Annotated in this window: 26 protein-coding genes; 14 read left to right on the plus strand and 12 right to left on the minus strand. The window is 49.0% G+C overall.

The window, feature by feature from the left end; translation table 11 throughout:
• Nucleotides 1-77 precede the first annotated feature (77 nt).
• Both AC07OI_RS16560 and AC07OI_RS16565 read right to left on the minus strand, forming a co-directional pair.
• Nucleotides 78-2,372 (minus strand): DotA/TraY family protein, encoded by a 2,295-nt coding sequence (locus tag AC07OI_RS16560; RefSeq protein ID WP_495257970.1) that lies wholly within the window; start codon nt 2,370-2,372, stop codon nt 78-80.
• Between the two features lie 90 nt (nt 2,373-2,462).
• Complete coding sequence (locus AC07OI_RS16565; RefSeq protein ID WP_495257971.1) at nt 2,463-2,993, minus strand: hypothetical protein; 531 nt, start codon at nt 2,991-2,993, stop codon at nt 2,463-2,465.
• 178 nt (nt 2,994-3,171) lie between these two features.
• On the opposite strand from AC07OI_RS16565, the gene AC07OI_RS16570 reads away from it, so the two are divergent.
• The 13 genes from AC07OI_RS16570 to AC07OI_RS16630 all read left to right on the plus strand — a co-directional run bounded on the left by AC07OI_RS16570 (nt 3,172) and on the right by AC07OI_RS16630 (nt 14,889).
• Entirely contained in the window at nt 3,172-3,660 is a 489-nt protein-coding gene (locus AC07OI_RS16570) for a type IVB secretion system protein IcmW (protein WP_495257972.1), read from the plus strand.
• On the plus strand, nt 3,657-4,277 hold the full coding sequence (locus tag AC07OI_RS16575; protein ID WP_495257973.1) for a hypothetical protein: 621 nt from the start codon (nt 3,657-3,659) through the stop codon (nt 4,275-4,277). Before AC07OI_RS16570 ends, AC07OI_RS16575 begins: the two co-directional genes overlap by 4 nt.
• Nucleotides 4,278-4,400: 123 nt before the next feature.
• A complete protein-coding gene (locus tag AC07OI_RS16580) occupies nt 4,401-5,030 on the plus strand; it encodes a hypothetical protein (protein ID WP_492704771.1) in 630 nt (209 codons plus the stop codon).
• 14 nt (nt 5,031-5,044) lie between these two features.
• Complete coding sequence (locus AC07OI_RS16585; protein ID WP_495257974.1) at nt 5,045-6,235, plus strand: hypothetical protein; 1,191 nt, start codon at nt 5,045-5,047, stop codon at nt 6,233-6,235.
• Between the two features lie 211 nt (nt 6,236-6,446).
• Complete coding sequence (locus AC07OI_RS16590; RefSeq protein ID WP_495257975.1) at nt 6,447-7,943, plus strand: transglycosylase SLT domain-containing protein; 1,497 nt, start codon at nt 6,447-6,449, stop codon at nt 7,941-7,943.
• 40 nt (nt 7,944-7,983) lie between these two features.
• Complete coding sequence (locus tag AC07OI_RS16595) at nt 7,984-8,625, plus strand: hypothetical protein (RefSeq protein WP_495257976.1); 642 nt, start codon at nt 7,984-7,986, stop codon at nt 8,623-8,625.
• Nucleotides 8,622-9,338, plus strand: coding sequence for a hypothetical protein (locus AC07OI_RS16600; RefSeq protein WP_495257977.1), 717 nt, complete (start codon nt 8,622-8,624; stop codon nt 9,336-9,338). Before AC07OI_RS16595 ends, AC07OI_RS16600 begins: the two co-directional genes overlap by 4 nt.
• A gap of 49 nt (nt 9,339-9,387) precedes the next feature.
• Nucleotides 9,388-10,428 carry a M23 family metallopeptidase gene (locus AC07OI_RS16605; protein ID WP_495257978.1) on the plus strand — a complete coding sequence of 347 codons (1,041 nt, stop codon included), beginning with the start codon at nt 9,388-9,390 and terminating at the stop codon, nt 10,426-10,428.
• Between the two features lie 37 nt (nt 10,429-10,465).
• Nucleotides 10,466-11,500 (plus strand): hypothetical protein, encoded by a 1,035-nt coding sequence (locus AC07OI_RS16610; RefSeq protein ID WP_495257979.1) that lies wholly within the window; start codon nt 10,466-10,468, stop codon nt 11,498-11,500.
• A gap of 236 nt (nt 11,501-11,736) precedes the next feature.
• Entirely contained in the window at nt 11,737-12,051 is a 315-nt protein-coding gene (locus AC07OI_RS16615) for an HU family DNA-binding protein (RefSeq protein WP_495257980.1), read from the plus strand.
• Between the two features lie 575 nt (nt 12,052-12,626).
• Nucleotides 12,627-13,136 carry a hypothetical protein gene (locus AC07OI_RS16620; RefSeq protein ID WP_492704779.1) on the plus strand — a complete coding sequence of 170 codons (510 nt, stop codon included), beginning with the start codon at nt 12,627-12,629 and terminating at the stop codon, nt 13,134-13,136.
• Between the two features lie 11 nt (nt 13,137-13,147).
• Nucleotides 13,148-14,356 carry a phospholipase effector Tle1 domain-containing protein gene (locus AC07OI_RS16625; RefSeq protein ID WP_492704780.1) on the plus strand — a complete coding sequence of 403 codons (1,209 nt, stop codon included), beginning with the start codon at nt 13,148-13,150 and terminating at the stop codon, nt 14,354-14,356.
• A gap of 104 nt (nt 14,357-14,460) precedes the next feature.
• A complete protein-coding gene (locus AC07OI_RS16630) occupies nt 14,461-14,889 on the plus strand; it encodes a nuclear transport factor 2 family protein (protein ID WP_495258101.1) in 429 nt (142 codons plus the stop codon).
• Between the two features lie 30 nt (nt 14,890-14,919).
• Here AC07OI_RS16630 and AC07OI_RS16635 read toward each other — a convergent pair whose 3' ends face one another.
• From AC07OI_RS16635 to AC07OI_RS16665, 7 genes are read right to left on the minus strand one after another with little or no spacing between them, the layout of a single operon-like run.
• On the minus strand, nt 14,920-15,390 hold the full coding sequence (locus AC07OI_RS16635) for a nuclear transport factor 2 family protein (RefSeq protein ID WP_495257981.1): 471 nt from the start codon (nt 15,388-15,390) through the stop codon (nt 14,920-14,922).
• The gene (locus AC07OI_RS16640) at nt 15,391-16,158 is read right to left on the minus strand and encodes an SDR family NAD(P)-dependent oxidoreductase (RefSeq protein ID WP_492704784.1); all 768 of its coding nucleotides are present in this window, start codon (nt 16,156-16,158) and stop codon (nt 15,391-15,393) included.
• Nucleotides 16,155-16,706 (minus strand): DUF3833 domain-containing protein, encoded by a 552-nt coding sequence (locus tag AC07OI_RS16645; protein ID WP_495257982.1) that lies wholly within the window; start codon nt 16,704-16,706, stop codon nt 16,155-16,157. Before AC07OI_RS16645 ends, AC07OI_RS16640 begins: the two co-directional genes overlap by 4 nt.
• 37 nt (nt 16,707-16,743) lie before the next feature.
• Nucleotides 16,744-17,343: a chalcone isomerase family protein gene (locus AC07OI_RS16650; protein ID WP_495257983.1), complete on the minus strand. Its 600-nt coding sequence runs from the start codon at nt 17,341-17,343 to the stop codon at nt 16,744-16,746.
• Nucleotides 17,340-18,605 (minus strand): class I SAM-dependent methyltransferase, encoded by a 1,266-nt coding sequence (locus AC07OI_RS16655; protein WP_495257984.1) that lies wholly within the window; start codon nt 18,603-18,605, stop codon nt 17,340-17,342. Before AC07OI_RS16655 ends, AC07OI_RS16650 begins: the two co-directional genes overlap by 4 nt.
• Nucleotides 18,602-19,411, minus strand: a complete 810-nt coding sequence (locus tag AC07OI_RS16660; protein ID WP_495257985.1) for a DUF1365 domain-containing protein — start codon at nt 19,409-19,411, stop codon at nt 18,602-18,604. The genes AC07OI_RS16655 and AC07OI_RS16660 overlap by 4 nt, the downstream gene beginning before the upstream one ends.
• 2 nt (nt 19,412-19,413) lie before the next feature.
• Nucleotides 19,414-20,715 (minus strand): NAD(P)/FAD-dependent oxidoreductase, encoded by a 1,302-nt coding sequence (locus AC07OI_RS16665; protein WP_495257986.1) that lies wholly within the window; start codon nt 20,713-20,715, stop codon nt 19,414-19,416.
• Nucleotides 20,716-20,980: 265 nt separating this feature from the next.
• On the opposite strand from AC07OI_RS16665, the gene AC07OI_RS16670 reads away from it, so the two are divergent.
• Nucleotides 20,981-21,601: a TetR/AcrR family transcriptional regulator gene (locus AC07OI_RS16670; protein WP_495257987.1), complete on the plus strand. Its 621-nt coding sequence runs from the start codon at nt 20,981-20,983 to the stop codon at nt 21,599-21,601.
• On the opposite strand, the gene AC07OI_RS16675 is transcribed toward AC07OI_RS16670, so the two are convergent.
• Genes AC07OI_RS16675 through AC07OI_RS16685 form a run of 3 tightly spaced genes read right to left on the minus strand, consistent with a single transcriptional unit; the run spans nt 21,598 to nt 24,544 of the window.
• Nucleotides 21,598-21,849 (minus strand): DUF2783 domain-containing protein, encoded by a 252-nt coding sequence (locus AC07OI_RS16675; RefSeq protein WP_495258102.1) that lies wholly within the window; start codon nt 21,847-21,849, stop codon nt 21,598-21,600. The two genes, AC07OI_RS16670 and AC07OI_RS16675, sit on opposite strands and share 4 nt — an antisense overlap.
• Nucleotides 21,849-23,525 carry an FAD-dependent oxidoreductase gene (locus tag AC07OI_RS16680; RefSeq protein ID WP_495257988.1) on the minus strand — a complete coding sequence of 559 codons (1,677 nt, stop codon included), beginning with the start codon at nt 23,523-23,525 and terminating at the stop codon, nt 21,849-21,851. Before AC07OI_RS16680 ends, AC07OI_RS16675 begins: the two co-directional genes overlap by 1 nt.
• A gap of 56 nt (nt 23,526-23,581) precedes the next feature.
• Entirely contained in the window at nt 23,582-24,544 is a 963-nt protein-coding gene (locus AC07OI_RS16685) for an MBL fold metallo-hydrolase (RefSeq protein ID WP_495257989.1), read from the minus strand.
• Between the last annotated feature and the right edge of the window lie 30 nt (nt 24,545-24,574).

The raw sequence follows: 24,574 nt of genomic DNA on the forward strand, positions 1-24,574 counted from the left end.
CCTGCTATTTCCTGGTTTTACTGTCCGGGGCGAGAGCGTAGCCTGACCCCGGACACTGTGACTCATGGGTTTTTCAGTTATTGCGCAGTCGATACCACGCTACCGCGTTTGTTGGCGATTTTGTTTCCTATGCCGCCGAGTACCTTGCCGGTGCCTCCGGCAGTCTGGCCACCGGCCGCATCAACCCCATGCTGGATAGTGCCTGCAGTTGAGTTCGCTTGTGTGCCCACTGCATCACTACCGCCTATCCAGCGCATGATATTGTCCGGGCCGGTATTAATAATGCCAAATACCATCAATATCATTTTTGTAGAAATACCTGAGTACAGTATCAAAGTGCCCAGGATGGTCATTACACCAACCATTGAGCCCTCTGTCATGTTCGAGAGTGCCTGAAAGAATCCTGAATTGATAAAGGTCATGATAGGCTTGATCAACAACATCGCCGTGAACAGGAAGATCACCATTAGTGCCGGTCTCACCAGAATGGATAAGACAAACATATAACCTGGCGAGCCTCTGCCTGCGACATCATGACCTTCGGGGTGCATATGAGCAATTGCCCAGATCGGTGCTGCAATAACAGCCTCAACAAAAGAAATCAACCACCAGGCAACGCCGGTCACCCAGAATATATAGGGCATCATGGGCAAGATTATGCCCAGGAACATGCCCATGCTCAACATGGCACCAACGGCTGCCGCAAGTATCATAGCCATGGTACTTTCGCCACTGTCACTTGATTTGCCACCTTTGTCATCTTTGGATGAGGACGATAATGCGCTGGCACCACCAACCAGCATCGCTTCAGCGGCAACGATGGTAGTGTCGCCGATAGATTTTAGTTCAACCAGAGGGTCTAGTCCGTAGTCTCCAATCGTCCCTACTTTGGCAAACTTCAATAAACCTGTCGAAATCCCGTCAGTCACACTGGTCCAAAGTTTTCTGGCATCTGCAAACAGGCCGCTACGTGGAGTCTGGCTGTCAATTTTTGAGGCAAGACTATTGGTGCCTATGACAGCTTGTTCTACGTTATTGAGATAAGCAGCAAATTCCGAATTTTGCATTTCATTCTGCATGCCTGCTAAATTTGGCAGGGTATAGGTGGCATGCACTGCGCCATTAATCACATTCTGTACGGCATTATTCAGGTTGGCAACTTTCATGTAAAAAGAGCCAGCATGTATCCATCCACCATCTTTCATTTGGCCTTGCATCTTGTCTGTCCATAAGGCCGAGGCTTGCTTGCCCTCGAACAAGATGGATTGAGTCAACTCCCTGACCTTGGCCATCAAATCCTGTTCATACTGGTATTGCACGTTGGATATTGTATTGACAAAGGAATTGGCACCAGGAAGCAGGCTGATCTTGGCAGCATCAGTGGGTAATAGCATTACGGCAGCCATCAGATTCAGATTGCGTGCTGGATCTAAATAGTTCCCAGTGCTGTGCAGGATATCGGTAATGATTTTCTTATGCTCTTTGCGCATCTCATCTTCAAATTTCTTTATCTGGGCATCATCGAATAGCGGTACCGCATCAACTCCTGTCATATTAAACATGTCCGGTAGTTTTCCATGCGGATCTGCAACCACAGTTCGACATGCCGTAGCGCTGGAAATAACGCTATCGCAGCCCACCAGGTCTTTGTATTCGTTCTTCAGTACAGTGCCTATGCCTGTTGAGCCCCAGCGTATGGTCCCACAATAGCCAGAGCTTTGTGCACTTTGTGATCCGCTTGCTCTGTAACTGACTTGTTCATCTACCAGATCTTCATCAATATGCATATCAAATTTGTCGCCCGCCTGACGGCAGGCGACCATCAAGAATGCCTGCTTAGCAGTTTTATTTGGCGCCAGATAAGGTGTAGAGAGGAAATGTTCATTAGCTATAAATGTCGATGCAGTTGTCCATATTTTGCCACCAAGCCCAACTGCTTGTAATCCACACCAGATCAAAACAATTTGCAAAAAAGAGTAGCCAGCCACTGTAGGCAATAGCATCGCCATGCCTGCGGCTGTCCGTAACGGGACCATCATGGTGTCCCATTTCTTTCCCAGCCATTCGCCATCCTTGGCAGTATGAACCGCGCCACCAATATAAGTGTAGGCCATGATGATCATGCCTATCACAAGAACACCGGCGTTCATCGTTCCAAGCAAAAGTGACAGGATATGGCCGGTCTGAGGCGTGACACTACCGCCATAAATACTATTGACGACGCCGCCAAAGACGAAAGCGATGATCCTGACGGAAAAATCACCTGTCCCAGATTCAGGTGTCCAAAAATTTCCCGCCTGCGCGCCAGTCGCCATGACGGCAATTGCCAGTGTCAGCAAGATATAAATAGTGAGTTTTTTGCTTGTACGCATGGTTATCTCTTTAATGGCTGAAAGCTGATGGGTAAAGTCCGGCTTTTGCTATAACAGTGTTCTGGTTCTAATTCGATTTTCTGTAACTGATCAAATCGGGGTAATGCGTTTTCTTTTTCGTGATGTGGTGGTTTGCATACCCGGTCGGTCTGAAGGCAGGTTGATCGCTGGTGTCAAATCCATGGCCTGACTAAAGGCTCGCTCGTGATAGCGTTTCTCAGTTTCACTGACCACTTTTTCACTTGGTTTTTTGTTCAACTTCTTGCCTGGATTTCGCGGATCATCATTGGCATCCAGTACTAGTACGGGTTTTGCAGTTGGTACCCCATTCAATGTCAAATGAGGTTGGTTCAGCGGAATGGCATTTGCATTGTTCTTATTTGGCTGGCTGTACAACTCTGCTGCCATGTCAGCTGCATGCAGGGAGTGCGCAACCAGCATGCCACCAACCGGGCCCAGCATGACATCGGCAATATGGTGGGCAGCCTCAATCACTTTGTGTTTTTGCAAATGCTCGCCCAACTCATCATCGGCCCCTTCAACCTCGGATGTTGTTGAATTCGCATTTCTTAATGTAGATTGATCGTTCAAATTCACCGCCATTAAGTTTTTTACTTTCACTTTTTCAATTATTAATGATAACCTGATGGTAAAAACTCGACAAGTAAAATAATTTTTTTAAAAAACTTATTACTTATAAAGGTTTTTTGAAATAAAGTAAAAAGTACAAGGGTATTTTCTTTAAATAATTCTGTAGTTATAATGCGTCAGTATTGTATTTTTCTGGCATGGATAATATATGGTCGACTTAACAAGTAAAGGCTTGGAGACGTATTGGGGCGAGGTTTCGCCCGGTGCGCCATATATTATTGGCGCGATGGATGCGACGGAGGACTGGGCCATCGACAGCGATGCGTCTTTGGATGATGAGCTGGCCGTATTTCTGGCTGCGATGCCTGCCATGCTGGCACAGGCGGTAAGCTCAGGACAAAAGACGGCATTCATTAATGACTTGTTGGTCGTGCTCGCTTATCTGCATTCATCCAAGGCTTTGCGGCTGGTGTATTGGCTGGAAACCGGATTCCCGGAATTTGAATTTGATTTTTTACGTGAAGCGCACGAACTCTATGAGCAGGGTGGCGTAACCACCGTCGACCGGGTTGCCTTCAAGCTCATGATGGACAGGTTACGCTTTGCCAGGAAGACAGCGTTGTTGCAGACCGTATTCGCACCTGAACGGTTGGCTGCAGTGCAAGCCGCCATTGAACAGAGTGCACGGATAGCATGATGAAATTAATTAATAACAAGCTGTTGCTGTCGGTCTGGCTTGCGTTTGCGACGCTGATGCCTGGCATATGTACCGCAGACAGTATGTCGGGAATTGGTGATCTGACTATCACCACGCTGGATGCCAGCGCTCAAAAAACTCTAGAGCTGAATGGAGTGGTGGGGGCGAATCAGACAGATAACGCGGTGATTGACGATTGTGCCAAAAAAGCAACAGAGACTGGTAAGAAAAAACGGGAAAACATGTCAGCTGCCATGACCCACAGTGATTCTGTAAAAAAACTCAATGACAGTGTGAATGCCTGCTTTGCAAACATACAGACGATTTCGGCAGCTCTGAGTTTACCGACCAGTTTCAATTTTACTCAAATGTTTGAAACAATACTGAAACAGCTGATGCAAAAACTGGTCGATGAAGTCATCATGAAAATATGTGCAGCAGCAACAGGAGCGTGGAATTCGGCTGTAGGTAATGCGATAGACACACTCAATACGGGTATCAATCAATCAGGTATCAATACTTTTGGAAGTGTAGTCAATGTGGGGCCAGCGCCGATTAGCCCGGCACCTTTTGCACCGGTGCCTTCTAATCCACCTTCGGCCATACCGGGTTTGTAGTTTTTGAACTTGTAGCCGGGCTAATCCAAAAGTCAGGTGCAGTAAATAAAATGTGCGTGCGTGAGTGGCTCAGACAATGATATGAAAACAAGGAGCTTAGTGATGCGGGAAATTGTGAAAAATATGATGTGCCGATTCTTGATTATCTCTATCGGTATCATGCCAGTCATGGCCAGGGCCGACAGCGTATCGACTGTCGGTGCGGTAGGCTCAGTTGACTCAGGGCTGGTGATTCTGGATGCCAATACGCAAAAAAATATGCGTGCCACCAATGCGCTGGGTACTAACGAAACAAATGCGAGGACACAGAAAAATTGTGGCCCTCAGATGGATACTGCGATCAATAATTCTGCTAAAAACATGGCAACTGCGGCTGCGCCCGGGGACCCGGTCAAGCGCTTTAATGATTCCATCAATTCTTGCCTGCAAAATATCCAAATGATTTCAGTGGCATTCAATTTGCCAACCAGCTTCAGCTTTACTGCAGCTTTTGAAGCGATCCTGAATCAGCTGATAGATAAAATCGTCAATGACATCATCATGAAGATTTGTGCTGCGGCGACTGGTGCATGGAATAGCGCAGTAAGCAATGCTGTCAATACCGTTAACTCCGGTATTAATCAGTCGGGTGTGAATACCTTCGGTAGCTTTGTCAATGTGGGACCTGCGCCGGTAAGCCCTCCTCCAGCATATTCGCCGGCACCGCCGCCAGCGGCGCCCGCCCAGTCACAATCGACTATCCCCGGCTTATGAGTGAAGGTTAAGCGATGAAAAATCTGAATAAAAAATTAGTGGCAGTTGCAGTTTCATGCGCCCTTGCTGTGCCTGTCGTTTTAATCCCCATGCGCGCTGAAGCTTGTTGTGGTGACGGTGCCGCCGCCGCTGCCGGCGCAATTTCTGCAGGTGGTGCGGTAGTTGCAGCGGTTGAGGCAGCAGCAGTCGCAGTTATTGCAGCCATGACTGAACTCGTAGAGCTGCAAATCTTGCCGGAAATCTGGGGCGCTGGTGCCAAGGTCAAGGCTGCAGTTGAAATGAATGGCGCAAGGGCCAAGGTACTGGCAGAAGGCAAGATCGCTGTTGATGGCGATATCAAGATCAATGAAGCTGCCGCAATTGCTTTGCTGAATATCAAAGACCCGATGTTGAACGGTCAGCGCAATTGTTATGATCTGGCATCGTCAACGACGCTGGGTTCGGCTGTTGGTGGCGTTTCACCAGACTCACAAAGCGTACAGGAAAAAGTTAACTATTTCCGTAATGGCGCGTCGGACATCCGTAAAGAGATGGCTCAGCGCTATCAGGACGATATGATTTATATGGCTGCCAGTGCTGAAAATAAGCGCTATTATCAAGCACCTGTAAATGCGTCCAAAACGGTTTTAGCCTCGGCAGACAAGCCACTGGATGATGCGGGTCTGATTGCAGCCTCGCGCTTTGCCGTTAACGTGGTTGGTGAGCCCCCCAATACACCAAAAAATGTGGATGAAATTTCCAAGACGGCGGCAGGCAAGCAATGGCTGTCAGCCAACAATACTTATGCAGCACGTGCATCTGTTCCGCTGGCGACAATGGAAAACGGCGCTTTGATGCGCAAGGTAGATCCTAGCCTGACACCAGACTCCATGGGCCTGGTTGCTCCTGGCCTTACTGCTTTATCACCCTTGCAGGCAATGAAGCTTTTTGTTGAAAACCGCTTTGTTGATCAATCCTGGTATCTGACTTTGTCGCAATACAATACCAATGGTCTGTTGCGTGAATTGAACAAGATGATGGCATTCAAGAGCTGGATGGATTATCAATCCTATGTGCAGCAAGAACGGGTCGAGCAAAATCTGGCGACACAAGTAGCCATCTTGAATGAAATTGCCGTGAGCATGAATCCGAATTACGCAAAAAATCGTGAAGCGGCTCTTCGTGCAATTGGTACGCCGCCATCTACACCTCCGGTCACTCCTTAATCGCATTCAAAGAGCGATAAAATTCATGCGAATTTATTTTAATAAACAGAAATCGCAGAAGCCTGCCGCGGCCAGGAGGAGTGGCTGGCGACGGTATGCCGTGTCGCTTCTGAGTTTATTGTTGTTGTCCCTGCTTTTTATTTCGCAGTCGGCCAAGGCGGGACCCTGCGTGTACTTGGGGGGCTACTGGTGCGAGATCTGGTCGCCGGAAATGTTGATTGAAATCTCGATTACAACATCAGCGATCGTCGCGGCAATTTCTGCTGCCGCTTCTTCGATGACTTTAGCTGCCACTTCACTGGTCAATTACCAGGTGTTGCCAGAAACCTGGGGTGCCGGTGCAAAAGTGGCGGCTGCCTTTGAACTAGGTGGCGCGCGCAATAAAGTTGAGAACGATGGCGAAGCAGCGATGTTGCAAGGTAAATCTTTTTTGTATGGAACGCAGGTAGGCTTGCCAGGCAGTACGCCCCGTGGTCCCGAAGAAGCCGTTGCTGCAACCCTGATCAAGGAAACCGGAACCACCATGCCGACCAAGGTGTGCAATGAACTGGTATCACAAACGCAAGTAACGCCATTGATTTCTTCAGGTACTGCGATCGCCACCGATGCAATGAATACCCGAATGGTCAATAGCATGCGCACCTCCAGAATGGCGGATGCTGAAGCAAGTTATCTACGGCATTCCACCAGTTATTGCAGTATGTCCGATGTATTCAACGGGATTTGCGAAGCTGCGGCGGCTGATCATTTGCAAAATCTGGATGTCATGCCTCCTGGTTATACCAAGACCGGCGAAGCAAAAACCACGCAATTGTCGGAAGAAGAAAAACGTGCTGCGATGGTATGGTCCGAAAATGTCATGGGTATGGGAAATTATCCTGCTACTGATTACAGTGAAGACACCTATAACTCTGACGCCCGAAAGGCATTCTCTGGCAGTAATAGCGTCATGCAGGCGCGCATGAGTACGGTCGCACATTCTCTGAATTCACAAATTGCACGCCGCAGTAAAGTGGTGGTTGCCTTCAACGCCGATAATTCAGCACGTGCCGATGTGGCCAGTCAGATTGCTGATGCCAATCCTAATCTTGATCCATCTTCAACGACGACAGGTTCTGCCGAAACGCAGGCACGTTGCGCTGCCAGTGCGGATTTTGCCAAGTATGAAAAAATGGGCAAGGCAGATGTGAATACCGCCATCAATAATTCTTTTGCGAATGGCGATTCTGGTACCCCTTTGCTTAACTTTGGCATTTCACGTTCTGCCTGGCATTACTATGCTTATGTAGAGTCGACCAAGAATCCGCATGCGGTAAGTCCTGCGAATTATTATGGTCTGTATCAGATGGGAGCCGGGGCATTGGCTGACGTTGGTATGAGTGGTCTGTTGCCAGATCAGGTGTTCGATCCCTATCAGAACGGTATCGCAGCGAAAAAATATGCGATTTCCAATATCGCTGCTTTCAGCAGCACTTTCCCGCAAGGTGTGAAGGGCGTACCGCCTGTGTTTGTGCTGTACGGCATGCATAATATGGGAGCTTCTGGCTTCAAACAGATTTACGACAATATTACGACAGGTGCCCCTTTATCTGCCGCAAGGAAAAAAGCGATACAAGGGAATATGAGCCCGCGCGTGCCTCTTGAACAAATCAATGGACAAATGTATTGGGAATTCTGGCGCAAGAAATTTGGTATTAATGCATGCTGATGCTTTTTTTGTATAAGAGAAATGAAGATCTGGTGATGTCATGAAAAAAAGCGTGCTTGCAATAATCATGTGTGCAGTGGCTGCGACTGGTCAGGCTGCGGATGCGATCAAGCTGGGGCAGGAAGCAAAGACAGCAGCTGGCATTGAAAAAGTTATTGCACTTGGTGGTAGCGGCAACGATCTGTATTGGGTATCTACTTTTATACGTGACGGTAATTGCCCAGAGAAATCTGGTAAATGTGCCAGTGATGCCATCAATGTACGAGGCCCTGGCGGTGTGCTCAATATTGCCATTGAAGACGCAAGCGGAACAGGTGGATTTTTTTCCCAAAACAAAAATCCGGTAGCTGTGGTATTGCTCCCTGCGAACAAAGGTGGTTACCTGTATGCATCTGCCGATATATACATATTTGGCGCTGACAAGAAACCACAAAGTGTACTCAAGACGGCTGAAGTATTACTCAATAATCTGGAAGGTGCTGCATGCCAAGGCAGGAAACTGTGTGCAGATAGCAAACTGACGGCCAGTTTCCTTGCGTCGGCCTCGCCAGATTATCCAGACGTGGTTTTGCGGCAGTCAGGAATGGCTTTGAATCAGACAGGCACTGCTTTGGAAAAACTGGACAGGACCTTTTCTTTTACTTTTGATGCCGCAACAAAGCGGTATGTTGCAAAACGATGATGCGGGTGTTTTTCAATAACTTATTATTTATCGTGTTGGGACTTGTTGTTTCTGCCATGGCGCAGGCACAAATCAGTACGGGCAGTGAGCCAACAGAAGACAATCCCTGGTTTTCGTTTTATGTGATCGAAAAAGCGGCAAAGAATCAGGCTGAAGTTAACAAGAAGTTCCCCATGAAGGAACTGGATGCAGTAAAGAAAATCGATACTTCGTTAGCCTATGCCTATCCCAGGCTGGCTGTTCTGCGTCCCGGCGGTATTATCGCCACAGAACCGGATAAGCGTTATGCGATGATCTATAAGAAGATGGCGTGGTATGCAGCAAATGATCAGGTGGTATCAGCACAAATTTTGTTTTATAGCGCTGTACGCTTGAAACAGGCAGACCAGAACAAAGGTGTGGCACTCGATTTACCTTATCTGACTTTGCATCATTTTATTTATAACAGTATCTGTGTCGATACTTCGCATGACAGCGAATATGACCAGGCTGTATGCAAGACCGTGCAGGCAGCAGCGACACGGGCACAGGGCGAATTACGTAATGAGAAACTCAGGCAATACCTTAACTGGGCCGCATTGGGATTAGGGTTTGAAGACAAGATAGCCTATGAGGCTGGATTGTTTCTGATGGAGCGTGAAAATCCCACGCGAAGTGAAAAAGACACGATTAAGTCCATATTAAAACCATTGTTGAAAAAAAATGCAGGCTAAATTTACTCCTAGACCCTATCTGCTGGCAATTGCAGTATGCGCAAGCTTATTGACGCAAAATCTGGCGTCGGCAAGTACTTGCCTGCAAACGGTCATCAAATCCGGCTCTTTGGTTGTCAGCAGCCCGTTTGGCTGGCGCTTTGACGCAAATCCCAATGGCCGCGGTAAATGGCAATTTCACTATGGAACGGATTTTTCAAAAAAAGTATTGGCAGATCCCATGGTGGTGGCGCCTGTAGATGGTACGTACCGTTCTTTTGCTGGTACGGCAGGTTGCGGAAATATGGTGGTCATTTCACAGCCAGATGGTTTCGCAACCAAATTCTGTCACTTGAAAAGTTTTGAACCCGATGCTAATGGCAAGGCGAGGCTGAACGGATCCGCAATCAGTGTGGGTGACAAGATAGGCGTGCCTTCGAATACCGGTATCCTTCCCAATCCTGAACATATCCATTTGGAAGTAATTACCAAAGGTGATGCTAGCCGCACGACGGCCTGGCGTATACCTCCGCCTTTTTGCGGTGGCGTGTCATTTACTTATCAGGCCGCTGTCGACAAGCCCGAAAGAAAACCTCCATTGAGTCTGGTGCGTCCGGCTGGCGTGACTGACAGGGATGTCTTTGGTGCTGCTGTACCGAATTTCGACAAAGAATTTTACGACAAATATCTGGCCCAGAATGCCACGACAGGAACAATACCGAGTTCATCTGTTGGCGTCGCCAATCCTGTCGCCAATGTGGATGCAGCCAAAATTGCCAAGTCAGGGGACAACGCTTCACAGCAACCGCCCTTGCCTGCACCTATTACTGGTGAGGAAATGTCATTTTCGGAAATGATCGTCGGCGAAGCAAAAAAACGCTTTGGTTCAGAACAATGGTATTCCGAACTCTCACTCAAGGGTGAGCTGCCTTTGTACTATGAATTAGCGGTCATGACTGCCTACCAGATCTATATGCAATACCAAAAGCAGGAAGTGGCTGAAAACATAGTCCAGTTATCTGCAACCAGGACGGCACTGCTGAATGAGGTAGCTGGTCAGATGAAAGTCAAGAAACTGCGTGAACCGGCATTGCGCGCTATTTCGCCTTAGCGCTTAATTATTTCTTATGAAATCAGCATCAATGGACATGAGTATGCGCCTTTATCAGCCAGAGCAAAGAAAGTGCAGTGCGCGCCACGCGGCCGCCTTGTCTTTGCTACTTGGTTTGTTGTGGCCGGTGTATGTTCACGCGCAGCAAGTCAATGATCTGACTCAGATGGATAATGTGAATGCGGGGAAATTGTCTCCATCTCAGCAAAAGCCAGAGAGCAGCCCGCGCCCTGTACCAAAATTAAGAGCCGAAGACAACAAAAAGTATCAGGCCGTTATTACCGGCATGGAAGGAAAACATGGTGATGAAATCCTTAAAACCATGCAGGCAGACAATGCCGCCAAACTGGCGAAAATGTCCCCTGAAAGACGTAAGCAGGTTGAGGATTACCAAAAAAGATACCAGGCAGAATTGAAGGCCAGCGACGCCAATCCCCAATATAGGTCGCTTGATACCACCATGGAGAAGTTGCATTTGCATTTGCTGGGCCTGGATCGTGGTGACGGCAAGCAAATGACTGCACAACAAAAAGTATATTTTGAGCACAAAGAGGCTCAGATACGGCAGAAATACTTTGATCCGGCACGTCGTGAAAAAAATCGACGCATGCAGGATGAATCAAATGCTTACCTCAAAGCCAATCTGGACAGACAAGCAGATTACGCAAAAAACTTTGAATCTGCAGGAGTCAAAACAGACCAGACCAAGGCGGCTCCCTTACCAGACGCCTTAAAATCCAATTGGTTGGTTCGCAAGATGGCGACTGAAGATCCTGCCGCGCTGATGCCAAGAGCATCGACTTTAGCCCCGGTAAATCTAAAAATCGTCAGGGCGCAAATGGACGACTTGTCTTTGCAGTTGCGTTCAAATAAGAGCATGACAGTATCGGATCGTTATGGCCCGGATGCCCGTACTGTCAGCGAGGCTGAAGGAAAGAGGCTGCAAGAGTCTGCCCGTAATGGCAAGCCTGCGGCAAGTACCAGTAATGCTGCTGTAACCGGTACAGCAGGTGCGGGCAAAGTCCCGTCAGAAGAGCTTCCACGCAAAGCTTCCTCCATACCCGGCCTTTAATTCTTCCTGCTAGCATGGGCATTGAAAGCCGGGGTCTTTTCATCCTGCGCTGGCTCGACCTTCTTCATCTTGTCGCGCCACTGATACGTGATTCCGCTCAGCCTGAGCGCTACTGCAGGATGGCTCCCTCATTTTCAGACCTCTACCGCTTGCTTTGACTTTCAATTTATGAAGGCATATTATAGCTTTTTAGAAAATCGGCAGTTTTTAGCTGTAACAAGAAAGCTTTAATAGAAATGACAAAACATGACATCGTCGAGCGTATTTACGGTAAATATCAGGGGACTTTGACCAGAAATGTAGTTAAAGACATCGTTACCTTCGTCTTTGATGAGATCGTTCGCGAAATGACAGAAGATGGCGAAGCCAAGATCAGTCGCTTCGGCACCTTCAAAGTGGCTGAAAGAAATGCCAAACAAGCCAGAAACCCTCGCACTGGTGAGCCAGTCATGATAGAGGATCGTAAAGTCCCCAAATTCAAGCCTAGCCGTTACCTGCAAAACAAAGTCAATAACCTGCCAGTTGATGACATGAAGGACGAAGACGATTAATCAAGGTAAAGCCAGTTTAAGCCGAGTTAGCTATGAACTGAGACTGCTTTGGTTCTTGCTTAGTACAAAAATGGATGCCCTTGAGCATCCATTTTTGTTTTTCCCATCAATAGCTTTAAACCTGATTAATTGTGCATTCGATACGAAGTGGCTGCCATATCAAAATCCCGGTTGGTTTTTCAGCATCATTAATTCCTAAATTGTTTTTTACTTTTGTTTGTATAAATATTTGTAAAATGAAAAACGTGGAAGTATAATTCCTGACACCAAGTCAGTTTTTAGCATGCGTTCTTTGTGTCACAGCATGGTGTTCCACTACCAATCATATCCAGGCATGTTGGTCACGCATGATCAGGGGCTGATTCCAGATGTAGTCGCCAGCTTTGTTTTTCCTCGTCTGTTTGCAAATTGCACTGTGGCAGCTTGGATTATTTTTGAAATTCTGATAATAATTCGTGTGCAGTACATTTAATTAACATCATTCCGGAACGTATTTCACCCGAATCATGAAATGAGTTCTTTGCAAAAACGGGCAAAAAATGAAACTCTCGAAACGAAATTTTGCAGGATTTTTGATGGCAATCGCTTTACAAACACAACTGGGATCTAGCGCAATGGCAAACGAAGATTTTTTGAAATTCTCCAAACATGATCTGAACATACAGGCATATAGCGCCAGTGATGTTGAAGTGCTGTATGCAGGGACGCCGCACAAGCTGAGCGCAGGAAAGCTTTCGCCAGCAAAGACCGAGAAAGATCAAAACAAGTTTCCGAATTTTAAATCGGGCTCATACATCACTTTCGCCGGTCCGGTGGATGTTAAGTGGTCAGCCGCCGATGGCAGCAAGCTGTCTGCCAGTTTGAATCTCGATGAAATATTCAAGGACCGCAAAGTCTTGCATACAGATGATGTGAGCCGCCTGTACAAGGCCGACCCTGTCGCTGGTGGTCATCCGACCATCATCATTGAAGTCAACGACCGCACACTGAATGTGTACATGCTCGTCACGATACGTCTGGAGAAAGATGCATCGACGCGCGAGCATCATGACCACCGCACGCTGGCATATTCCAAAACCTATTAACGGTAATCACTATGACCGATCCTGTGAAATCTGATCCAGTTAAATCTGACGGTGTTGACGTTAAGCAGGCGACCCCTGCACAACTGGCAACTTATACCAAGGCAGAAACGGAAATCAATGCCTTCAAGGTGCCACAGTTATACGACAGCAAGGACCCCAACTCACGCGTTTTCGTCGCCTTGTTCGACGGCACAGGTAACGACGCGATTCACGATCCCAAACACATTACCAACGTGGGATTGTTGAAGGATCAGATTGAAGCAGCAGCGCAAACCAACCCGAATATCGGTGGTTATTATAAAGAAGGGCCTGGTACGCAGGGTGGTCTCAGGGGCGCTCTGGATGGCGCTACTGGTGGTACATATCAGGAGCGCCTGGAAGATATGTATGAACAGTTTGACCGTCAGGCAGCGGCGTGGCTGAAAGAAAATCCGGACGCCAAGATCAGTGTCGTTTCTGTCGGTTTCAGCCGGGGTGCTGAGCAGGCTGCAGGTTTTACAAGGCTGGTGGATGAACGAGGTATCCAGGACCCGAATGCCAGGAAGGTGGACACCTATCCTCTGGGACTCAAGGATGACAAGATTACTTATACGGCCCCGCCATTGCGTGAGCCTGGCGAGGTCGCCCAGGCACTGGCCATGTATGACCCGGTTGCTACCGGCGCACCAGAGCGCAAGGACAGGCGACCTGCCGATTCAGTACTCAGTGGCTTGCAGATCAAGGCTGGCGATGAGCATCGTTCTTTGTTCCCGGCAGATAACATCATTCCTCAAGGGCTGTCGGCTGATAAGCGTTTCCTGGGTGTGACAACGGCTGGCTGCCATAGTGATGTTGGTGGTGGCTATGAACTCAATGGCTTGTCCACGCGCAATTTCAACCTGATGAGCGGTTATCTGAATGCGACTCTGGGTTCAGCCATGATCTTGAAGCGCGAAGTGCCGGTGGAGCCAGAGAAAAGCGTTATCCACGATTCGACACAACATCAGTTCTTTTACCGCAGGGTAGAGGAGCGTGGTATCACGCCCAAGCAAGACCCACTGGGCAGAGCGGTAGAGCCAGTCGACAAGAAAGTGGCTGAGCCATTCAGCGATAGTATCAAAGCGGTTACCATCACCAGACCAGGGGCTGACCTGAATGTCCTGAGTGCGGACGACAGCCCTTCAAGCCGATTATTATCGCGTACCCCTGAGGCGGCGAAACCGGTACAGCCTAAGTTGTAAACAAGCTTCATTTTGGCAAAATTACATACAGGCAGGGTTTTGGTCTAAGATTGTCCTTTTCATATTGAGCCTGGCATGCCGGGCTTTTCAAAAAGAGGATGATGATGAAAAACCTGCCTGCACCTGTTGCCGCTTCCCTGCAAACCTGGCATGAGATGATTGCCAGTAAAGATTTGAGTGCCCTGCCATCCATCGTGCATGCGGATGCAGTATTCCGCTCACCCATGGCGCATCAGCCATATGCCAGCGCCCAGGCTGTCGTGCTGATTTTGGGTACGGTCGTCAAAGTGTTTGAAAATTTCACTTATCACCGTGAGCTGTCTTCTGACGATGGCTTGAATATCGTACTCGAATTCAGCGCCAATATAGGCGACAAGCAACTCAAGGGTATAGACATGATACGCTTTGATGGAGATGGCAAAATCGTCGATTTTGAAGTCATGGTCAGACCCATGAGTGGCTTGCAAGCGCTGGGGCAGGAAATGGGTACAAGATTGGCGCAATATTTGCCAGCCTATAAGGCAACTAAATAAGTACCGAAATAATTTCCGGTAGAGTCATTTTTACTTGCGTGCCTGATTTTTCAAAAAGCGCATGAAGCTGCCTAGCACGGGCAGCTTTTCATATAACTCTTCCGCTGCATCCCAATAATCGCGGTGGAAATTCACCCGGCCATCGTCAGCAAAGCGTATATGCGTGGCACCACGTATGCGTTGTGGTGCGGCATTGAAGTTTTTCATCGTGAATAAAAAATCCCAGACCAGAAAGGCGCTATCGTTTTGCAGCACCGATGAAGTAATGCGAAAGCGTGGCTCATGTACCTGCACGAACATGTGCTGAAATACCTGATTGATGGCAGCCAGTCCGTGTAGCTCGTTGAACGGGTCTTTAAAATAAGCATCCTCAGTATAGATGCCAGACAAATCCTGGCAGCTTGCCAGCGAAATGGATTCAAAGAAGGCGATGAGTTTGTCCAGGCTGACTTGATGATCAGGAAGGGGCAAATCAGTAGCAGGCATATCATTAATAGGCATTTATAAACCTGTGACTTTATGAACCAGATAAAAATAGCTGCGGTACGGGAGCAGGCGAGCCAGTCTTAGCCAGTTCGTAAAACGATGCGGGAAGTGAATATGGAAGTCGCCCTTTTCCATCCCCTTGACGATGGCCAATGCCGCTTCAGGCGCGCTCATCAGGGCAGGCATCTTGAAATCATTTCCGGCTGTCATTGGTGTTTCGACAAAACCAGGGTTAATCATATACACCGCAATATTTTTAGGGCTTAAATCCAGATACAGAGATTCACACAAATTGATAATCGCCGCCTTGGTCGGACCATACACCAGTGCCTTGGGCAAACCTGAGAGACCTGCCACCGAGCCAACGATACCTATGCCGCCGCTACCCTGTTTTAGCAGGGCAGGCAAAACCACATCCAGGCATTGGTAGACGCCGCGCAAATTAATGTCTATCAGGCTGTTGACTGCAGCGAGATCAAAACTGTCTGCCCGCATTTCATTGTAGCTGCCCGCGACGATAAGTACAAAGTCTATGCTGCCCCATTTTTCTATCAAGCCTGCATGGCAAGCCACTATGCTGGCGTGATCGCAGATATCTACTGCCATGGCCTCAGCCATGGGGTAGTCTGCTGCAATCTTTTCCAGTTGCGCCAGCTTGCGTGCGGACAAGGCAACTCTGGCTCCCCGCGTTAACAGTAGTCTGGCAGTTTCTTCACCTATGCCGCTGGAGGCACCTATGATCCAGATGCGTTTGCCCTGCCAGTCACGGATGGCGGGATTCATGGCGTGGTGTTACTACGCTTTGTGAAGGATAAAGTGACGCTGCCAAGTTCAACCCCAAACTTGCGCATGAGGGCGCGGTTCAGCATGACCTTGTCATCCATCAAGATCATGGTGTCGTCAAAATCCACGTTGTAGACGCTGCCATCGACCGGCAATGCCAGGACATAATTCCAGTGCAGGGTATTGCCTGATACTTGACCCCTGGCTTCGCCTATGACGTCAGCCGCAGTCCCGGTAAATTGATCATCCCCTACTTTCTTCAACGTCCAGATGCGTTTTTGCTTACTGCCATCTGAGTAAGTAAAGTCTTCATTGAGCGTACCAATGTCACCTGACCACTGGCAATCCATGACCACTGTAAAGCGTTTGACGATGGCACCTGACCTGTCCTGGAACATGCCCCAGGCATCAAGTTTGCCGTTGAAATAGTTTTGCATATCCAGCTTTGGTATCTCATTGCGATAACGGCCAGGTTCGTATTGGCTGGCACAGGATGTCAGCAACAAGACCAGGCTGCAGAAAAATAAGCGGTAGGTGTGCTTCAACATATGCTTTCCTGATGTGAGTGTCCTCTTGAGGAGGCGCTTAATTGGCGGCGGCTTTGCTGCCCAGCAGCCTGGTGCGCAAATTTTGCGCTGAGGTTTTCTTGTCCAGCCATATGGCGAAGAAAGCATGAGCAAATTCTGCGTCGCGTATCTCACCCAGCAATTTCCCATTCAAATAAAACCTGGCCGCTTCATTCGGTATATAAATGCCGGTAATGTGCGTGCCCTGTTTTACATCGGGGAAAATTTTCTTCATCTGTGCCAGCCAGCGTTCCCGCTTTTCTGGTGTGCCCAGCTTGAGCTTTTCTATTTCATCTATGCTGGCATCGGCGATCTTGCCACCATATAAAGTACGGGCATACGCCAGGTCCAGCGCAAACTTTTGTGGCTGGGCGCTATCCGACTTGTCTCTATCAGGCTTATAGCCTTCAGGTGCAGACCACAAGCTTGCGTCATAAATATGCAGGCCAAACCAGCGAAAACTGCCTGTACCCTGCAAACTGGCTTGCGGAATTTCTTCACTGATGTGTGCTGGTGCAAGTGGCGGGTTTGCAGGAACATCCGCTGCGTGCGCAGACATTGCTGTCACTGAAACCAGTAAAGACAAACATAGTTTGCGCAAGGTGTGAGCGGAGTTCATTTTTTTCTCAAAGTGAATTGCGTGACATTGATACTTCCTGCACGGAAGCCTGCTTCACAATAGGCCAGGTAAAATTCCCAGGTGCGCAGGAATTCGTCGTCAAAACCCTGGGTCTTGACCTGCGCCAGTTTTTCCATGAAGGCATGGCGCCAGTGCAGCAGGGTGCGCGCATAATCCAGGCCAAAGTTATACGTGTCCAATACTTCCATACCGTAAGCGGCAGCCGTGGCATGGAATTTTTCTATCGATGGCAACATGCCACCGGGGAAAATGTATTGTTGTATAAAGTCCGTACCCTTGCGGTAGCGTTCGAATAATTCGTCCGCGATGACTATACTTTGTACGCAGGCACGGCCACCTTGTTTCAGGTTACGTTGCAGGCAATCAAAATAACCAGGCCAGTAAGCTTCGCCTACGGCTTCAAACATTTCTATGGAAGCGATCGCGTCATAGCTACCATTTGCATCGCGATAATCTTCTATTTTTAAATCACTCTGTCCATGCAAGCCCGCATGGGCCAGGCGCTCTTGGGCATATTGCAATTGTTCGGTAGAGAGAGTCAGGCCAGTGACGTGGGCACCGGCATCACGTATTGCCATCTCGGCAAAGCCACCCCAGCCACAACCTATTTCCAGCAATCTGGCATTTTCTGGCAATGCCAGTTGCTGCAATATGCGCCGGTATTTTGCTTGCTGTGCTTCTTCCAGTGACTGTTCTTGTTCGTCAGAATAAATTGCGCTGGAATACGTCATCGATGGGTCCAGCCACAGCTTGTAGAATTCATTGCCTATGTCATAATGGGCATGAATATTTTTCTTGCTGCCTGTGCGAGAATTGCGGTTCAGCAGATGCTTGAGCCTATAGATAAGATTGCCCCACCAACTGCCATAGATAACGCTTTCCAGTTGTTGGCGATTATGCGAAATCAGTTCTATCAAACCAGTCAGGCTGCTGGTGGTCCAGTGGCCGGCGATATAACTTTCGGCAAAGCCTATATCACCAGACTTGAGTACCGCGCGACATAATTCCCAGTCTTTCAAATGCAGGCTCACATGCTGCCAGCCTTCATAGGCGCGGCCAAAGCTGGCAGTTTGCCCATCCGGGAATTGTATGGTCAGGCAGCCATGCTCAAGTTTGTTAAGCAGACTCAGGACAAACCTGGCTTGCGCTGGAAAGTGTTTGCTATTCAGTTGTGCGTTTGCTACGGCATTGTTGCCAGCGCTTGCAGTGCCAGAGGCAAAGGTGGGATGTAGGCTGCTCATCGGCTTAACTCTTCAGTAGGAGGGACAGGTTTAGAAATAAAGGGCACACGCTTGATCCACAGACGCAGTGCTTGTATATGAATGCGCAGCACCACGCCCAGAGTCATGAAGGGGTAGCGCAACATGACCTGGACTAAGCGGGTATTACTCATGGTCTGTTCACGGCCAGAAACGCTGGTGAGTAATAGCGGGCCTTCTGCATCGGCATAGTCAATGTGCGCCAGGTGTTTTTTCTGTGCATGTCCTGCGTCTTGCCCGACCATATCTTGCTGAGCTTGCATGAAGCGGAAGCGATAGCTGCCCTCCACCTTGCAGAAGGGCGAGACATGGAAGATTTTCCTGGCTTGTAATTCTTCGCCATTGGCCAGCTTGCCACCTTTTTCCAGCAGGTATAAATGCTTCTCGCCAAAGGTATTGCGTACTTCGCAAACGACGGCACGCAAGCTGCCATCCTGATGATGACAAAACCAGAAAGACACAGGATTAAACACATAACCAAACACGCGTGGAAAGCATTGCAGCCAGATATCACCAACGGCATCTGTAATGCCTTCGCTTTCGAGCAAACCATCTATCCATTGCACCAGTGGCTGACGTGCATCTCCATGGTCACGTTCATGGAAAGACAGGGCATTAAAGCGGTTTACAGAAAACAGTGTGGGCGTGCTTATGTGATTGATCTTGCGCACAGGCACCCGGATAAAAAATACGCCGTAGCGAAAGGCATTTTTTGCCGGGCGCAAGCGCTTGTGCATCACTTCGCCAGTGCACAAAATGACAGTTGATGTGGAGGTCGGCGTGCTCATGTTCAGGCTGCGTGTATCATTTTTTCGTAGACAGCTTCTGCGCGGGCGAGTATGCATTCCGCGACACGTAAGCCAGATTTCAAGCCATCTTCATGGAAGCCATAACCTGTCCAGGCACCGGCAAACCAGATATTTCTTCTGCCCTGAATATTCACCAGCTGGTTTTGTGCATTGATGGCCATCGCATCAAATACGGGGTGGGAATAATCAAAGCTGTTGATAATGCTGGCTGTCGCCAGTTCTTGAATCGGATTCAAGGTGACGATAACGGGTGTCTTGAAGGGCAGGGGTTGTAATTGATTGATCAGGTAGTGCACACAGACACGTGGCTCGTTGCCGCTTTCGCTTTGATAATTCCAGGCTGACCAGGCTTTTTTATTTTGCGGCAATACACTGGCATCGGTATGCAGTACCGCACGATTAGGTTGGTATTTGACCGACGACAGAATCTGACGCTCCGCCAGGTCAGCATCAACCAGCATTTTCAGGCTTTGGTCACTGTGGCTGGCGATCACGACATGTTCAAATGTTTGCGTGCCATGTTCAGTCTGGACAGCAATTGCGCCCGGTGCTTTTTCGCGCACACTTAATACCGGGGTTTGCAAATGCTTATGTGCAATTCTTGGCAGGATTTTTTCCACATACTGCCTTGCACCACCTTTGACGGTTTGCCATTGCGGCCTGTCATTCACTTGCAGCAAGCCGTGGTTATGGCAAAAATTCACGAAAGACGACAGCGGAAAAGCCATCATGGTTTCAGTAGGGCAGGACCAGATGCAGGCTGCCATTGGCAGCAGATACCAGGCACGGAATTCTTTGCTATAAGCATGCTGGTCGAGGAAGCTGCCCAGCGGCTGCTTGAAGTCTGGATGATCTTGCGTTGTTGCCAGCGCAGTTGTCTGTTTATTGAAGCGCAAGATATCGCGCAGCATGCGTATAAACGCTGGACTCAGCAAATTACGGCGCTGGGCGAATACCGTGTCAAGATTGGCGCCTGCCCATTCCAGCAGGCGACTGCCATTTTTACCCAAGGGCATCTTGACCGAGAAAGACATGTCGGTCGCAACAGTCGCGATGCCAAGTTCCTTAAACAGGTTGACCAGGTTAGGATAAGTCTTGTGATTGAATACCAGGAAGCCTGTATCTACTCCATAAGTCTGGCCTTCGAGACTGACATCGACCGTATGGGTATGTCCGCCAAAATAATCATTGGCTTCAAACAGGCTGATTTCATGCCCTGCTTTGGAAAGCTCGTATGCGCAGGAGAGGCCGGAGATGCCGGAACCAATGACAGCGATTTTCATAGTCTGACTTTGCCCAGGAAAGTAGTAAAAATATATTTATAGTGAAGCGATTACTTTGATCCGACCTGTAATTCACTGGCTGGACCGTGTTCATATATACATACGCAAGCTGCAGTTCTTTGGATTCAGGAGTTTTACCGTTGCCATGAACGATAATTTCTCCGATAAAGAAGCCACCTTGGGTTAGAATATGACCATGAATTTCATTTTGTGACTGATCGGTCACAAAATATACTACAAAGTTTTTATTTGTGCAGAAAAAATAATGGAAATCCGGATTCCCTTTAAAAAACAACAGTTTGATGCCCGTGAAGTAGCCATCATTGATGCCGTCAATCGCCTTTTGTCAGAAAAAGGCTATGACTTGATGACCATGGATGATGTCGCTGACGCGGTAGGGATTGCCAAGGGCAGTCTGTACAAGCATTTTTCGTCCAAGGAAAAGCTGGCAGGGGCAGCCATGACGCGGCTCCTGAAGGCGACCCAGGCGGAACTGGACACTTTGGCGGCGGAGATGCCAGCGATAGACAAGATCAGGCATATCCTGGCCTGGTCTTTGCGACTGCGCCTGCAAGGTGGGGTACCGCATCTGCCTTCAACCAGCCTGGCTTTGCAGCGCAGCCTGATGCTGAACCTGGATTATGTGATGGTGGCCTTGCGTGTCAACAAGCGCTTCTATGCGCTCGTGGCGCAAGCCAGAGAGCAGGGTGCTTTGACACCGCTGGTGCCGGATGATGTCCTGGTCTACACCCTGTATTCACGCGCCTGTGATCCGACCATGGAGTTTTTATTGCGCGACAAGCGCCTGACGCATGAGCAAATTGTGGATGCCATGGTGCATGCGACCATCGGTGGTTTTTTGTCGAATGAAGCGCGGAAAAATTAAGGAGATTTAGTTGATTGATCTGATTCTTTGTTTTCTGCAGCAAGGCGCAGGGCTTCCTGCAAGACGCTGATGTCACCGATGTGATTTGCCAGCAGCAAGATCAGTCTGGCATTCAGGGCAGCGCTGGCTTCATCGCTGAGATCGCGATGACTGTCTATCAGTAACTGATAAAAGTCATCGCCAGCACTGTAATCGCGTTGTGCTGATTTATCAGTGTAATGAAAATTTGCTTGCAGGTTCAAAGGCATCATGCCACTCCCGATGATTTGCCGCTGGCAGTTTGTACTGCCTGGCGTACCTGATTAAGTTCAAACTTTTGCCAGCGTGCGGTCAGGTGCTGATCAGGCCTGAGCAAATGATAGCTGCTCTTGCTTGCGCCATATCGCTGATGCAGCAGACCCTTGATGTCAGTCAAGACCAGATGGTCATTGAGTGAACTTTCCTGTTTGCTGATGATGAGCGTGGCTACTGGAATTGCATCTTGTTCCAAAGCCTTGATCGCTGCCAGATGTGTATCAGGAATGTCAGATGCAGTATCGCAAAAATACAGGCCATGAAAAACTGGTTGTAAATAATCGATCAGGAAGCCTGATTTTTTTTGATCTGCAACAGGTCCGTCTTCAAACGGTGCACCAGTTTGTAGAGCCGTATCGAACTTGCTGTTATCAGGTGTATTCAAAGTCGAAACTGACAGGATGGCCGGCACCGACAAGCGCCCGGAATTGACCAGCTTGCGCGCAAATACATGTTCCTGCGCTAGGTTTAATACTGCATTGCGAAAGCATTTGCTGATGGCACTTTTAGGCGTGATGAAATCAGTAGAGCGTGTTGAATTCAGCAAATTTTCATCAGCTGCAAATACGCGTTCATCCGAATATGTATCGAGCAGGCCGTCCGGCACTTTGCCATCGACGACCAGCTTGAGTTTCCACACCAGATTATCTGCATCCTGTATGCCGGAATTTGCACCGCGTGCCCCAAAGGGGGAAACCTGATGTGCCGCATCGCCGGCAAACAGCACCCTGCCATGGCGGAACTTTTCCATACGCCGGCACTGGAAGGTATACACGCTGACCCATTCGAGTTCGAACTCCCTGTCGTCCCCCAGCATGGCCTTGATACGCGGTATAACGTTTTCGGGTTTACGCTCTTCCACCGGATCGGCATCCCAGCCCAGTTGAAAGTCTATGCGCCAGACATTGTCGGCTTCACGGTGTAGCAGTACCGATTGATTAGGATGAAAAGGTGGGTCAAACCAGAACCAGCGCTCTGCCGGAAAATCAGCCTTCATGACGACATCGGCAATCAGGAATCTGTCCATGAAAACCTTGCCTTCAACTTCCAACCCCAGCATCTGGCGCAAGGGGCTGCGCGCACCATCGCAGGCGATCAGCCAGTCGGCTTGCAGGCTGTAATCACCTTCAGGTGTGCTTATCTGCAAGGTGGAAAATTCTTCAGCTTGCTCAATCGCAGTGACGCGACTTTTCCAGCGCAACTCAATGCCGAGCTCCATCGCCCGCTGTACCAGGAATTCTTCCAGATAGTATTGCTGCAAATTCACCATGCCAGGGTGCTTGTGGTCAGGCGCAGGCAAGAGATTGAAATTGAATACCTCATCCTTGCGAAAGAAAGTGCGCCCTACATTCCACTCCACACCCTTGTCACGCACTGCCGTTGCCACCCCTAGCCTGTCGAGTATTTCCAGTGTGCGCTTGGCGTAGCATAAGCCGCGTGAGCCTACCGACACCGTATCATCATCATCCAGCACCAGCACATCCAGCCCCTGCAATTTGCAATCTATCGCCGCCGCCAAACCAACGGGGCCAGCACCGACTATCACAACTTTACGGTGTGTGATTTCCTTCGTCTGTAATTCCGCTGGAGCCACGAAAGGGAATTTTTGATATTGATAAGTGCTGAGCAAGATACGCTTCCTCTTTGCTGTTCTCTGTCTGTGTCGAGAGGTCTTTAACTTAAAAACTATCCTTCCAAACTCTTCCACATCTCCACATCCCGTTCCGCCGTCCACACCCGTGGATCAACATGTCCCGAGGCTTCATCAAATGCCCGCGTCACATCAAACGGCAGGCAATGATCAAAGATCACCCAATGGCCATACTTGGGTTTCAAGGCGGCATAAGTATTCTTGTAGATGGTATTCAAGTCATGCTGCTGTTGCTGCCCTGCCTTGACGCTGGCAAACAAGTCGCTGATGAAAGAACGGGTTTCACTGAGACCGGCCGCCACCAGTTCTGGTGTCGTAAGGGCCGCACCTCGGCCAGGCACCAATTTTTCGGCTTTCATCGCTTCCAGATTACTCAATGTTTGCGGCCAGTCTGAATAATAGGCGTCGCCCGCATAGGGTGTCGCACCAAATTCAACCAGGTCACCAGAGAACAGGACTTTTTCCTGCGGCAGCCAGACGATGGTGTCACCCTTGGTATGACCACGACCTACCTGCATGAGCTTCACTTCGAGCTTGCCCAGCCAGATCGACATTTCACCTTTGAAGGTAATCGTCGGCCAGGTCAGGCCGGGTACGCTTTCAACATTACGGAACAGGCGCGGGAAGCGGCCTATCTCGCTCTTCATGTCAGCGTCGCCACGTTCGACGATAAGGTCATAAGTGTCGCGGCTGGCGATGATGTGCTCCAGCCCTTCCGCCACATAGCCGCTGGCACCGAGTACGCGCACCGCATGGTAATGTGACATCACCACATACTTGATGGGTTTGTCAGTGACTTCACGGATACGGCGCACCACATCCTGCGCCATGATGGGTGTAGCCTGGGTATCGATGACCATGACGGCATCGTCACCGATGATGATGCCGGTATTCGGGTCACCCTCAGCTGTGTAGGCGTAGGCATGTTCGGATAATTGCTGGAAGCTGACTTTCTTTTCTTCCAGGTCAGCGTGGGAGGCGAATTGTTTGGTGGTCATGACAACATCCTTTGATCGGTGCAAGGCATG

The sequence above is a fragment of the Undibacterium sp. GW821-FHT07F11 genome (assembly GCF_059418665.1).